7 protein-coding genes are annotated in these 15160 nt (G+C 46.2%); 2 read left to right on the top strand and 5 right to left on the bottom strand.

Annotated features, from left to right (window positions below; genetic code table 11):
• Nucleotides 1-366: 366 nt before the first annotated feature.
• Nucleotides 367-7755 carry a calcium-binding protein gene (locus CWB98_RS24340; RefSeq protein WP_138543141.1) on the top strand — a complete coding sequence of 2463 codons (7389 nt, stop codon included), beginning with the start codon at nucleotides 367-369 and terminating at the stop codon, nucleotides 7753-7755.
• Between the two features lie 794 nt (nucleotides 7756-8549).
• Here the strand turns inward: CWB98_RS24340 and CWB98_RS01060 are convergent.
• Complete coding sequence (locus CWB98_RS01060) at nucleotides 8550-9362, bottom strand: hypothetical protein (RefSeq protein WP_138543142.1); 813 nt, start codon at nucleotides 9360-9362, stop codon at nucleotides 8550-8552.
• Nucleotides 9363-9553: 191 nt separating this feature from the next.
• On the opposite strand from CWB98_RS01060, the gene CWB98_RS01065 reads away from it, so the two are divergent.
• A complete protein-coding gene (locus CWB98_RS01065; protein ID WP_138543143.1) occupies nucleotides 9554-10246 on the top strand; it encodes a pirin family protein in 693 nt (230 codons plus the stop codon).
• A 163-nt stretch (nucleotides 10247-10409) separates the two neighbouring features.
• Here CWB98_RS01065 and CWB98_RS01070 read toward each other — a convergent pair whose 3' ends face one another.
• From CWB98_RS01070 to CWB98_RS01085, 4 genes are read right to left on the bottom strand one after another with little or no spacing between them, the layout of a single operon-like run.
• Nucleotides 10410-12299, bottom strand: coding sequence for an NAD(P)-binding domain-containing protein (locus tag CWB98_RS01070; RefSeq protein ID WP_138543144.1), 1890 nt, complete (start codon nucleotides 12297-12299; stop codon nucleotides 10410-10412).
• 19 nt (nucleotides 12300-12318) lie between these two features.
• Entirely contained in the window at nucleotides 12319-12807 is a 489-nt protein-coding gene (locus CWB98_RS01075; protein WP_138543145.1) for an aromatic-ring-hydroxylating dioxygenase subunit beta, read from the bottom strand.
• Nucleotides 12808-12809: 2 nt separating this feature from the next.
• Complete coding sequence (locus CWB98_RS01080) at nucleotides 12810-14018, bottom strand: aromatic ring-hydroxylating oxygenase subunit alpha (protein WP_138543146.1); 1209 nt, start codon at nucleotides 14016-14018, stop codon at nucleotides 12810-12812.
• A complete protein-coding gene (locus tag CWB98_RS01085) occupies nucleotides 14015-15160 on the bottom strand; it encodes a cupin domain-containing protein (protein ID WP_138543147.1) in 1146 nt (381 codons plus the stop codon). Before CWB98_RS01085 ends, CWB98_RS01080 begins: the two co-directional genes overlap by 4 nt.

Raw genomic sequence — 15160 nt, forward strand, 5'->3', positions numbered from 1 at the left:
CCCCCCCCCCCCCCCCCCCCCCCCCCCCGCCCCCCCCCCCCCGCCCCCCCCCCCCCGCCCCCCCCCCCCCCCCCGCCCCCCCCCCCCCCGCCCCCCCCCCCCCCCCCCCCCCCCCCCCCCCCCCCCCCCCCCCCCCGCTCAGGAATTCCCACGAGATGACTTCATACGTGAGCCCTGCAGACGTGTACACTGCAGCCGTGTGACAATGGCTCAGGTGACAATGGCTCAGGTGACAATGGCTCAGGTGACAATGGCTCAGGCGACAGTGGCTCGGGCGAGACGCCAACTCCAACAATTACCACAAAAATATACTCTGGTGGTGTAGATAAAAATAACGGTGGTGTTGGCGACGGTATAGACGATAACTTGATTGCGAGTGACGATGCCATATTTAACGAATCTACAGGCATAATGACTTTTACCAGTAATGGGATAGGTAAGTTAGTATTTGATACGCGAAAAAGCGACGTCTCTTTCACTTCTAAAAATGGCTATATTGATAATATAAAGATTACCGAAAGAAATGGTAATACGACAGAATATACTTTCAACACGGAAACTGGTGATGTCAAGGTCGTAGAAACTGGCAATGTCACGATCGTAGAAAATAGTGATATCGAGAATATAGAAAACAGTTATGGCGGCGCAGGTTTAATAATACCACCTCCGGAAAAAATAGAAACCCCCACCCCTCAACCGGCTTCACCCATTATTATTGATTTAGATGGAGATGGCGTCGAAACTGTTGGCTTATCAGCAGGTATTTATTTTGATCATAATGGTGATGGCTTTAAAGAATCTACGGGATTTTCTGCTGCGGATGATGGTTTACTTGTACGTGACATTAATGGTGATGGTATTATTAATTCAGGTACTGAATTATTTGGTAATGAGACTTTATTAGCTGATGGCTCCTACGCCAGCAACGGGTTTGTTGCTTTGGCCGAACTGGACTCAAACGGTGACGGTGTTATTGATGTAAATGATGAGCTATTTGGTGAACTAAGGGTCTTTCAGGATATTGATCAGGATGGCGAAACCGATGAAGGTGAGCTATTAACGCTATTCGAGGCGGGCGTTGAGTCACTATCCATTGATTATATGACTCAAGATTTTATTGATGACTTTGGAAATGAACATCGTCAGGTCGGCAGTTATACAAATACAGCGGGCCATACAGTAACAATGACTGATGTTTGGTTTACGCAAAATCCAACTGATACTTTACACGACTTTGTCGACCTTCCTTATACTGTGGCGAGCTTGCCTGATTTACAGGGTTACGGCCAGGTTTACTCTCTACACCAAGCCATGGCACGCGATGAGTCTGGTGAGTTGCAAAACTTAGTGACGCAATTTCTCGTGGCTTCTTCGAGAGCAGAGAGTCAAGTCTTGTTAGAGCAAATTATCTTTTCCTGGACAGGTCAGGAGGGATCGTACCAGGAGTATTATCAAGCCCCTATAGACGCCAGGAAAATTGGTGCCTTAGAAGCCATTTATGGCTTCAATATTCCGCTACCGCTGGGTAGTGGTTGGCAATATGCGAGAGATTACGAAAAGATTTACAATAGTTTCTCAGATAGGATTTTTTATCAACTTGCCGCTCAGAGCCATTTAAAGCCTTTTTTTCAGGAAGTCTCTTGGAGCAAAAACCCTGAAACAGGCATATGGGAGGGTAACTTTACCAAAGTTGTTGATGACTTGTTCGATTATGCTGAAGCAAACCCACTACAAACCGATGTATTATTTTATTTTGTTCAAGCCATTCAAGGTATATCCCCTTTTGGAACAATTAACCAAGCTCGCCTGATTGATGCCGTAGATCAATTCATTCAAGCATCAGATATTTCTAACTACTCCGAAGAAACCATCAGCTTCGTGACTGCTGCCGTAAGAGACACCGGAGATAGTGACAACATTACTGGCGGGGAGAATCGCGATATTTTGTTCGGCTTTAGTGGTAATGATTCGCTACACGGATTGGCTGGAAATGATGTACTTAATGGCGGGCAAGGTGATGATAAACTCTATGGTGGTCGTGGAAATGATGTATATCAATTCGGTGTAGGTTATGGTCGGGACATTATTTATAACCCAGATACCGATACGGGCCGTTATGATGTTGTTCGTTTAATAGGTGGTATTGCGCCTAATGATATTACCTTATCTCGTCGAGGTGATGACCTGTTCATAACCATCAATGGTACAAAAGATGTACTGCATGTTGAGTCACATTTTGGACTCGAGGGGGCAACAAAGCGCTATATTGATGCCATTATTTTTGATGATGGCAGCGTGATAGACGTGAGCCCAAGCCATTTTGATCAAATAAACGTATCTTCTCAAGTCATTACCTCGGGTGATGATGAATTACATGGGACATCTGAAGATGATGTAATAAACGGTTTAGGCGGAAATGACAGCCTGCACGGTAAAAAGGGGGCTGATGTTCTCATAGGAGAAAGTGGGCATGATAAGCTATTCGGTGGTGAAGGTGATGACCGTTTGGAGGGTAATAACGGCAATGACCTGATTTACGGCGACGAAGGTGAAGACTCGTTAATAGGTGGAGCAGGCCATGATAAATTGCTTGGCGGAACTGGTGATGATTCCCTAAGAGGTGATAAAGGTGACGACTTACTCATTGGCGGACAAGGAGATGATTACTACCTATTTAACTTAGGTGATGGTCTCGATGCAATTGACAATAGAGGTAGAAAGGGAGATACAGATAGGATTTTGCTGGGCGAAGGTGTTCTACCTGACCAAGTCAAAATCCGCCGTGTAGACAATGACTTAATAATCATTATCCAAGAAGGAGTTGATGAAATTCGAGTGGCAAATTATTACATCAACGAAGCCAGTCGAATCGATTATCTCGTTTTCAATGATCCGAACAGTTCAGTTGCACTTTGGGATGCAGCCACACTCGAGGCAAAAGCAGACCAAGCGACAGGAGAAAATGATGAGCTACTTGGCAATACTGAAAACAATACACTTAATGGACTAACGGGAGACGATATACTCATAGGGTATGATGGTGATGATAACCTTTTTGGGTCTGAGGGAAATGACAACATTCAGGGAGGCCGCGGAGATGATATTCTTATTGGTGGTTTGGGGGATGACTTTCTAAGTGGTGGAGCGGGTAGTGATACCTATGTCATTGCTGCCGATGGAAGTCACGACATTATCCTAGATTACGACAACAGTAATGAATATCTCGATCGTATCGTTTTTGATGACGGAATCACTCAAGAACACGTGAGTTATCGACGAACAACCTCTGACTTAATTATCGAAATAAACAAAGATGGCGTATTAAGTACAGTCACCATTGAAAATGGTTTTATCAGCGGTGTAAGTGGTATAAATGGTTTTAGTAACAGGCGAATTTTAGTTGACCAACTTGAGTTTTCAGATAACACAACTGTCAGCATAGAAACAGTACTTGCTAGCGCAGCTTTTTGGGCTGGCACAGACTCTGCTGAAACTATTTATGGCTATCAAGGCGCAGATACACTTACTGGCGCAGGTGGTCAAGATAGCCTTTATGGCGGTGATGGTAATGACACGCTAAATGGAGGGGCTGGCGACGATACCCTATACGGTGGTCATGGAGATGACACATTAGATGGCGGAGCTGGTAATGATATCCTGTACGGCAGCTCAGGTAGTGATACTTATTATTGGGGTCTTGGTTCAGGAAATGACCAAATTTATACTCAAAAAGCTTTGGAAAGCGATGGCAGTGACTTTGATAAATTGGTATTCAAAGAAGGGATTACTGCCAGTGACCTAACGTGTTCACGATATCGCTCTCACCTAAGAGTGACTTTAAACTCCAGTGGCGAAACGGTTTTAATTAATGATTACTTTAGTCACACACCTAAATTAGATCCAATTAGATTCGAATTAGCAGACGGAACTATATTAGATATAGCAGAAGAGGCTAATAAACTACACATTGGTACAAAAGAAAGTGAAATATTAGTAGGTGGCGACCTTGATGAGAATTTAATCGGCTTAGATGGTGATGACGAATTATACGGTCAAGCTGGTGACGATAAACTGGATGGTGGTTCAGGCAATGATTATTTAGTTGGTGGCTCTGGTAATGATATTTTAGATGGCGGCTCTGGTGAGGATAACTTATCTGGAGGTGCTGGCAATGATATTTTAGATGGTGGCAAAGGCGATGACTTTTTAGCCGGTGGATCAGGTAGCGACATTTACAGATGGGGATACGGCTCTGGAAATGATCAAATTCGGAACTATACACAAATTTTACCTGATGATAATACCGATATAGACAAGCTTGTATTTAAACAGGGAATAACGGCTAGTGACATAACCTGGTCATATGAAGGTGATGACTTATTAGTAACGCTTAATTCAAGTAGTGAAACACTGAGAATAAAGAATCACTTTAATAATGACTACATCAATAATAAATTAAAAGCTGTTGAGTTTTCAGATGGAACAGTACTAGACCTTGATTCAATAGAAAATGCAATTCATACAATAAAGGGTAACGAGGGGGGTGATAGATTAAATGGAGCTAAATATGACGAAACCTTACTAGGTTTGGGTGGCAATGACTATTTATATGGTAATGAAGGTGACGACTCACTTGATGGCGGTTTAGGCAATGATTATTTAAATGGAGGTAAAGGTGATGACGTCCTTGATGGTGGCGCAGGTAACGATAGTTTAAAAGGTGGTCAGGGCAATGACACCTACTTATGGGGCAAAGGTTCGGGGAATGACACCATTCATAACTACGATCGTAATGATAAAAGTAATCCCCACAAACTCGACAAGCTGATTTTTAAAGCCGGAGTCACTGAAAGTGACTTGATATGGTCCCGCGGAATAGATGATCTTCGCGTGACTATCAAATCGACAGGCGAAACCTTGTCGATAAAAAACCACATAACATATGAAGGGTACCAAATAGATGCGGTTGAACTGGCAGATGGCACTGTGCTGGATCTTGCATCCATTGAGAAAGGACTAAATACACCCATAGGTACAGATAACGATGAATATCTTTATGGTCATTTGCATGATGATGTACTAAAGGGCTTGGGAGGCGATGATCATCTGATAGGTTTTGGTGGCGACGACATACTTGATGGCGGAGCTGGCGATGATAAGTTAGAAGGAAGAGGTGGCAGCGATACCTATTATTGGGGGGCTGGTTCAGGCAATGATTCTATTGAAAATTTCAGTAGCAGTTCGTATAGCTCTGATGATGACTTTGATAAGCTGGTTTTTAAACAAGGTACCTCACCCAGTGATTTAACTTGGTCACGAGATGGTGATGATTTAACAGTGATGCTGAATTCAAGTGGCGAAACACTGACGGTAGTATTTTATTATACTCGGGGCTCTTGGGAGTTAGACGCGTTTGAGCTCGCGGATGGCACAGTACTCGATCGCACAGCAATAGAGGCAGAAGCTGCACAGAGCGCAAATATCGTGATGGGCACTGGAGACGATGAATCTATTTACGCTTCAGAGTCTGACGAAGTGATATTGGGCCTAAGCGGTAACGACAGGCTGTATGGCAGAGCCGGTGACGACAGGCTCAATGGTGGCGCGGGTGATGATAGGCTTAAAGGACAAATTGGCGACGACCAGCTCGATGGTGGTGCAGGTGACGATGACTTATATGGTGGCGCTGGCAACGATGTTTATTACTGGGGACTAGGCTCAGGAAATGACCGAATTTATAACCATGATAAGTGGAGTCCAGGTGATGTGAGTGATATCGACAAATTAGTATTTAAAGCAGGCATTTCGGCGAGCGATTTAATTTGGTCACAACATGGAAATGATTTGAGAGTAACGCTGGTCTCAAGTGGCGAAACATTGAGCATAAAAAATCACTTTGACCCCGAATTTAATGACTCTAAGATAAAAGTGATTGAGCTTGCAAATGGGACCGTGCTAGACCTTGTATCGATAGAAGGGTCAGTTATAGACGCTTCGAGCATCAATATGGGCACTGAAGCCGGTGAATCTATTTATACTTCTGATCCTGACGAAGTTTTATTGGGTTTAGATGGCAATGATAAATTATATGGTAGAGCGGGAGACGACAGGCTCTATGGCGGTGCAGGTGATGACCAACTCAAGGGGCAAATTGGCAACGACATACTTGATGGCGGAGCCGGAGACGATACTCTGTATGGGGGCGCGGGCAATGACATTTATTACTGGGGGTTAGGCTCAGGCAATGACCGATTATACAACCATGATAAATGGAGCCCTGGTGATGCAAGCGATATTGACAAGTTGGTTTTTAAAGCGGGAATTTCGGCTAACGATCTGCTTTGGTCACGTGACGGAAATGATTTAAAAGTGATGCTGGTCTCCAGTAGGGAAACTCTGAGTATCAAACACTATTTTAATATCGAATACAGCGACTCTCAGTTAAAAGCCGTTGAATTGTCTGACGGTACTGAGATCAATATATCAGAATTAGACGAATCTACGCCAGAAGGCGTAAATATATTCTTAGGTAAACAAAACGATGAATCACTCTATAGTTCTGAAATAGGTGAAATGCTGTTGGGCTTGGATGGCAACGACAGCTTATATGGTAGAGCTGGTGACGACATACTCAAAGGTGGCGCGGGCGATGACATACTTAAAGGACAAGTTGGCAACGACATACTCGACGGTGGCTCTGGCGACGACATACTCGACGGCGGTGCGGGGAGTGATACGTATTATTGGGGGTTAGGGTCAGGCAATGATGAAATTTACAATGTTGATCCCTGGGGAAGACTCCCCCTCGACATGGGTGATTATGACAGCTGGAGTCAGAGGGACGCAAATGATGTTGACAAGTTAGTATTTAAAGATGGTGTTTCTGCCGATGATTTAGTTTGGTCACGTGATGGTGATGATTTGAAAGTGACGCTTAGTTCAAGCGGTGAAACACTCAGCATAAAACATCACTTCGACAACTATACTGATGACAAGTTCAAATTAAAGGTTGTCGAGCTGCATGATGGCAGTGCGCTTGATTTGGCAATAATATCAGAATCAATCGCAAAAGGTGGCAATATAGTCATCGGTACGCAAGGAGATGAGTCACTTTACACTTCAGATCTGGATGAGACTGTGTTGGGCTTGGATGGCAATGACAGGTTATATGGTAGAGCGGGTAATGACATACTCGATGGTGGCAAAGGAGATGACAGGCTTAAAGGTCAAACGGGTGACGACATACTCGATGGTGGTACGGGTAACGATGACTTATATGGTGGCGCAGGCAATGACGTTTATTACTGGGGAATAGGCTCTGGTAATGACAGCATTTTCAATCATGATAAGTATAACCCTGGTAATGAAGGCGATATAGATAAGTTAGTATTTAAGGCTGGCATCTCTTCTGAAAACTTAAGTTGGTCACGTAATGATGATGATTTACAAGTTCAGTTGAAGTCAACAGGAGAAATATTAACTATAAAAGGCTACTACCAAAGTGGCTATGATAAAATTGACAGAGCAGAGCTAGCTGATGGCACGATAATCAGCCTAGATGATGTAATTAACAACCCAACACCTCAGACTCAAGAAAGCTTAAGTGGCTTAGATAGCAGATTGATTAAACATGATAGTTTTGAGCTTCTTGTGCAGTCTATATCAGGCTTTGCTGGCAACTCTGACGACAGCGCAAGTGACAAAACACACTATGTAGGGAGCTATTTAGAAAAAATGACTTATTCTACAGATTAAAAGAGGTTGTTCATTATTCTGGCAAACTAGACAGTAATACCAAACAATGCACAAGTTCTCAGCGTCATACCGGCCTTGCGCCGGTATCTGTTTGCACTCTACTGTTATGATTGGATAAATGCCTTATCAACCAAGTCGTCTAAAGCAAGATCCCGTGTCGAGCACGGGGTGACAGGTGAAAAGGGTATGGTTTGCGGTGCGTTGTGAGACATTCTAAGTGTCTGCGCTTCGCAACTAAACACCTGCCTAGGCTGAGATAAAACACATTGCATTCAAACCATCTCATCTGTGTCATACCGGCCTTGCGCCGGTATCTGCTTGCAGTCTACTGTTATGCTTGAACAAATACGTTATCAATCAAACCGTCTGAAGCAAGATCCCGTGTCGAGGACGGGATGACGGGTGAAAATGGTCAGGTTTGCGGTGCGTTGTAAAACATACTAAGCGTCTGCGCTTCGCAATTAAACATCTGCCAGGGCTGAGGTCAGACATAGTGCATTCATGCCATCTCACCTGCGTCATGCCGGCCTTGCGCCGGTATCTGTTTGCACTCTACTGTTATGATTGGATAAATGCCTTATCAACCAAGTCGTCTGAAGCCAGATCCCGTGTCGAGCACGGGATGACGGATGAAAGGGGCTAGGTTTATGGTGTGTTCAGAGAAATTCTAAGCGTCTGCGCTTCGTAGCCAAACTCCAACCAGAACAGGCAACTGCCTATCATGCAACACCTCGCCGCCATAACGGTCCAGAGCCCGCGAGAAAAACAAATACAAAAACGCTAAACAGGTCACATCACCGCTTAGGACACACCACTTTCTCGGCTTTCAGGTGATACATTTCAATATCCGGATGACTGAAAAACCCCACTTCCCAAGGGTTTTTAGAGATAAACAGCTCTCTCACTTCATTAAACAAAGCACTGTTGGTGGCTATCTGATGCACCCGCCCGGTGATAATGGAGTAGTTCCATTCAACATAGTTTTCAAAGGTAAAGCTGGCACGATTGTCGATGGCAAAGTAACACTGGTTATCCCGCTTCATCAGGCTGGATTTAAAAGTTTGTGGCAAAGTGATAAAAAAGACATCGTCATCAGTACTGGATAAAAACGCCATCACGGTAGTGTGTGGTTGCGACTGTGCTTTGGTGATCAGCACGCCAACTTTGTTGTCATGCTCTTCTTCGTCCATCACAGGCGTTGCGGTTAAAGGTGTACAGGGCAAGGGGTTTTGCACGCGCGGATCTTCCGGGAATTCATACCCCGGCGCCCGATATCCCAGCGCTACTGAAATCCCATAATAAACCTGGTACTCAAGCGGTGCTAAGGTGACCTCAGTATTATTCAACGCCGTAACTCGCCCCTTATAAGACAAACGATAGACACTCAGCTCAGCATCATATTCACTCACGCCGGTGCGGTTATCCAGATGCACAGTGACCAAATCTCCCACACTCAACTGATGGCTTTCTCGTAGCTCGAGCGACAGCTGATTACCTTCATCTATCTGAGCAAAACAGATAAAGACATCAATACCACCAAGGTGCGTTTGATATGCCGTAGCGACGGCAATGACGGGTGATGGAATAAATTGCTGTAAAGACGACATAACACTCCCGGAAACAGAATTCACTGGCATATTTCGAACACTATAACTCTAGCATATACATCCACTCAGGCACGAAATCAGTCGCACCATATTCATTCTTTTAAACAGAATGAAAGCACCGATAATGACGCATTTTATTCTACTTAACTAAGCGTTACAGTCATGGTATTCCACTTTCAGAGATAGCACTTATGCCATCAATACGACGCGCTTCCGAGCGAGGCCAGGTTAATCTTGGCTGGTTGCATAGCCAACATACATTTTCTTTTGGCCATTATTACGACCCAAAACATATGGGGTTTTCCATGTTACGCGTTATCAATGACGATACGGTCGCACCAGGTATGGGGTTTGATACGCATGCCCACCGTGACATGGAAATTATCTCTTATGTGATACAAGGTGCACTGGAGCACAAAGACAGTCGGGGGAATCACCACATCATTCCGGCAGGTGACGTCCAGCTGATGAGCGCAGGCACCGGGATCGCGCACTCTGAATACAATCATTCTGCCACGGAGCAGACTCGCTTCTTGCAAATCTGGATCCGTCCAGATGTAAAAGGGCTCAGCCCCAGTTATGCGCAGGCCAATATAGAACAAGACGGGCCACTTACCTCGCTTGTAACCCCGAATGGCCAGCACGGTTCACTGGTCATTCATCAGGATGCCAGCCTGCATCGTCTCAAGCTGTCACAAGGCGATACCTACACACTGAACACGCATAGTCGCTGGGGTTATCTGCATATAGTTGAGGGTACCGCCCACTCAGGAGAAATACGCTTGGAGCCGGGCGATGCCATTGGTCTGACAGCGCAGGAATCCGTCACGGTAACGGCAACAACGCCACTTGAAGCATTGTGGTTCGAGCTACCACCGGGCTGAATGTCACACCAGGCCCTTACAGTAGAAAACACGCCGGCTGCTCAACAGACTACGCAATCGATACTGGTTCCCGGGAACAAAAAAAGCCATGCGCAATTGGTCAGGCATGGCTTTGCTACGGGCAGTAGTGTCACAGCTACGTCCAGCATTCAAAAAGGGAGTGTTAAGTCTTTTCCTCCAGCGGCGTTGCACCTTCCTGAAAGCGCAAAAAGTCATCAATGTCTTTAATGGATGCAGAGGGTGAAAGCAACCGCAAAGGCACCTCATACTCAGAATGTAAGAAAAACTTAAACCCTTCATATTCATAGGTCTGGCTAAACAGTTCAGCCAAAGTGTCAGTCTTACTCAGCGGGAAGGCTTGCCCCGATGGCCATTGATGCGCAAGGATATCAGCCACACATTGAAACTGTTTGTAGTCATTCCAGTTGTGCTCTTCCATTTTCAACATCTTTACGACCTTACGAACCACAGGCGCTATCAAACTCAAAGCACTAGTAAGGCCAAAGAAAAAGAACTTATGCCAGGTGGGTACCTGCATCAGACCGACCCGACGGATCATCGCCTTGGCCGCCTCAGGGTCTTTACCCGGCCCACTCAATCTAAATTGCGCAGCGACTAAGCTGCCATGATAAAAGTTGAAGATCAGCCTGGGGTCTGGCAACAAGTGATACCATTTAGGCTCTACGCCCAGCGTTCGGGCCAGCTCACCAGTAAACCGGTAGTAACGCACATTTTCTGAACGGTCAGGTTCCAGACAGAACTGCTCCCGACATTCCTGCTGATACTCTTCTATACGCCGTTGCAGTGTGTGCGAATCAGCCAGATCCGTTTTGCCCGCCAAAACCCGGGCATATAAGCGAGCCTGTAACTCGGCAATGGTCGGAACGCCTCCGACATCCGGACGGGTAAATCCAATCCAGACTAAGCTGTCTCTTAATGTCGGGTGGATCATGTGCAAAAAGTTCGAGCGGATATTCTTCGCTGCATCTTGCGCTGCGCTGTGGTGGATCATGTCAAACTGCGTTTCATAGCCGGTCGACATCATCACATCGGTACATTCAATAAATTGCCCATCGTGCAGATAAACGCCGTTCTCGGCAAAACGCTTTACAGAGAACAAATGCAGCTGGGTTTGCCCGGTTTCCAGATCCTGCAACCAGATATCATTCTTGTTACTGAATTCGCCGTGCAGGCCGTATTTAACCAGAAACTTCCACATCCAAAATGCGCTTAAAGGTCGCTGACGCTTCTGCTCATTTACCTTCAAGCCTTTATTCATAATACGTTTCTTCAGCGTGGCCTCAAAAAGTGAATGGTTGACCAAAAACGAGTAATGCGCAGCTCGTGTGGTTCTGGAATCTCCGGTATCACCCAGAATAACCCGGGCAATAATGCTCTTGGGGCGCTTAACCACCAGATGAGTCTCTTGCGCAACTTGCGCAATTTGGTGCACTACATCAGAGCCAGACTCTCCCAGCCCCAGGCAGACCACCTTTTTGCCCTTAAATTTTGACGCTTCTTTAAAATCAAAACTATGGTGAATGGTCCCCTTGAACTGTTCCATGTTGGGAACAGAGGGCAATAACGGGTTGCGAAACTTGCCACTGCACACCGCAACAGAATCAAACAACTCGTCTTTACGTTCACCGTTTTTAAGATAAGTCACCCGCCATTTTTGTGTGCCAACTGGCTCAACAGACTCAATGACGGTGTTAAAACGGATGAACTTTCTTAGTCTGAAATGCTCGGTAAAGTCTTGCAGATACTCGATATATTCACTGGCAGTCCAGTACTTGCGATTCTTCTCTCTTGGCGGGAATGAGGAAAACGCCATAAAAAAGTTGGAAACCGTCAGGTGGATGTCGTTATAGATCCCGCCTTCGTTTTCTTTGTTATAAAAGGCCCCACCAATGTCATCACTGCGCTCAAAACACACCACAGTGTGACTCTGATCTATCAGCTCTTTGGTGGTTACCAGGCCAGATAACCCTGCGCCAATGACCGCAACGCGCTTCATTGGGTGGCTTGGTGCCTGCATTGCTTGTGAATTCATCACATCGTCTCCCACTCGGTTAGATTGGGTAAATTATCGAATCAGGTAACACTTCCGCGTCTATGATGCAAAGCCGCTTTGAAAATTGCAGCGTACCGTCTGGTGCGATGCTCAGGCTGTCCTGACTTTCGCTGGTAAGCAACAAAGTGGAAGGCTCTCCCTGTCGGGATTCAGTGACCATAAAGCTGCTCACCACTTCCAGTGCATGTTCATTTTGGTTCGTGATCTCGATACTGCCCGCAAATCGGCGTTGCAACCGGTCACGGAACCAAACGGCTTTTTGCAGGCCCAGGGCTCTGTCTATCAACATTTTTTTGCCTTCACAAAACACGTTGTAAACCAGCATATCCTCTTCAAAGTTGGCTCGATTAGTCACTAAGTAACTGGCGTCTTCGGTGAAAAAGTCTGGCCACTGGGTCAACATTTGCTGGTCGAGTTGGGCGTGATAGCGCTGGTAAAATTCGCGAACAGAGCGCTCCAGCAACAAAGTTTTCAACATTTCTTCCATGCTCACAGCTCCATCACCTGACGATAGTAGTTATAGAACCCACGGATCGCTGATTCAGACACCATATGATCGCAATCTGACGAGCCTTCACCATATTCAATGGCGCATTCAAACTCTGATTGCTGCTGTAAACCCACTTGACAGGAAGCCAAAATTTCATTGTCGTCTATGGTCACCAGGCCCGACGCTCCCAGTAAATTGGCCTGTTTAACCCGCCGTGCCGTCAATGCGGGGTCTTCGTCTTCATACGCAAAGAAAGTCCAGGTTTTTACACATTTATCCTGGCTAACCGGCTCCACGTGACGCATGACCAAACAATTCAACTGTTGCAGAAAAATCAGGTTTGGCCAGATAGTCATGACTGCACCAGTCGCATGAGAAAACTCGGCCTCATGGGCTATCAAGCTCGGATCAAGTAATGAAAACTCCGAATCTACTTCTTCTGAGTGAGCCTGCTGCTTGCTGAATGTGGCCGTAGAAGCCAGCACACTGTGCATGCCTTTGTCCTCAACCACGATCTCCGTTTCCTGATCTGACCGCCAGATTCCAAACAGGGTGAAAAATGAGTGCAAAATAGCCGCATGCACGGTGTCTTTCACATTCTCAATTTGCAGCTTCCAGTTCCCGGCAACAACGTGCTTGTGCTTGCCAATGACCTTTAAGGGACGGCCATCACATACACGGTCAAAGTAACGCAGGATCTTAGGGCCCAGATAGGTTTCAAGCGGCACCATGTCGTTACTAAAGCTGGCAAACACCACACCGTGTCGCTCACATACATTTAGCTGTTTCAAACCATGGTTTTGCGGGTCAAATTGCGCCGACATTCCCCCTTTTCCCTTCACCCCCTGACTCAAAGGTACGCCTACCAGGCGGCCTTCCAGATTGAAACGCCATTCGTGATACGGGCAGGTAAACAGCTTGTTGTTGCCTTTTCGCTTCTCACATAACCGCGCGCCTCGATGAGTACAGCGATTAACAAAAACGCGAATAGCCCCTTTGCGGTCTCTGGACACAATCACACCGACATTGCCCACCGAGCTCAGAATATAATCACCCGGCTCTGGCACCTCACAGCTTAACGCCACATAGTTCCAGGAATCGGCGAAGAAAATGGCATCCAGCTCACGCTGAAAGTTATCCTTGTCAGCATAAATGTGCTGGGGAAGCCTGCGCACACCCGCGTCAGGCCATCCTTGGAACTCACTCATGACTCAAGCTCAGCTGCCGGCTGCTTCGTTGCTTGCTCTGCGTTACTGTTTGACTGTCGCTCTGAGCCATACACCACTAAGTCAGCGATTCGGCTCATCACCGACATCAGCATGGACCAACCCTGCTCCTGAATTTCAAGCAAACCTTCTGCCTCACTCAGGCTGGGTGTCTGACGACGCACAAAGTCATAGCCCATTTTGACGTGTTCGTGGTCGCCATCGTCATGCTCATGGAAATGGCGAGAATGCTGTGTTTCTGACATCACAGGCGCTACATGCTTGTAGAATACAGTGGCTGAGGCTTCAACCACCAGGTGGATCAGAACCAACTTTTGCATGTCAGACAAGCGGTTTAAAATACTGCAGAACCAGCTGCTGGTCGCTTCAAGGACTGGATCAAAAATACGCGTGCTCGAATCCCGGCTGGAAGCTAAGTCCATATTGTGACCGAACTCTTCAATTAAGTGGTCCCAGGCCAGATCTAAATGTGCCCCCTCGGCACTGGTCAGATATCGGTTAAACACCATTTTCTGGAAGTGATTTGACCACACCTGAAAACAATCCAGGAAGCGATTTCTTGTTTCACTGTCGTTTAGCAACCCTTTGTTTACCAATGCAAACAAGCGATGTTTATCGAAGCGATCTTTGAAAATTTCGTTCTTCTGGAACAGTTTATCGACTATGGTATCGGCGTGCTTCAATTCATAGTTTTCGTCTTCATGAAAGGTCGCCCATGGGTCGGCAATGTCTTCATACAGCCCACGAGAATCGAACTGTAACGACAAGCCCCAGAAACCTGCAGGCTCTGCGCCGATAAAGCCATGAGGTCGGCCAGGTGGAACCAATAGTGCGTCCCCCGCGCCCATTTCTGTTTCTACATCGCCAAGCGTAGAGGCACCACCTTCACAAATTAAGATCATCGATTCCACAGGATGGATATGCTCATCCAGCTGCTCACCGGCTTCCAGTCTGACCCAGGCCATCGAAATACGATTATCCTTTGGCAAAAATTCTGTCAGCCCTTCATGTTTGGTGAAGTCTTTAACGTGGCCTAACCAGTGCTCAACACCGTTAACCTCGATAGTGCGAATAGACGGAATATCATCGCGCTTCACCAGTGAAACTAATTTACTCTCAGACAT

Origin of the sequence: Pseudoalteromonas rubra (assembly GCF_005887115.1) — a bacterium.
GTDB lineage: Bacteria > Pseudomonadota > Gammaproteobacteria > Enterobacterales > Alteromonadaceae > Pseudoalteromonas > Pseudoalteromonas rubra_F.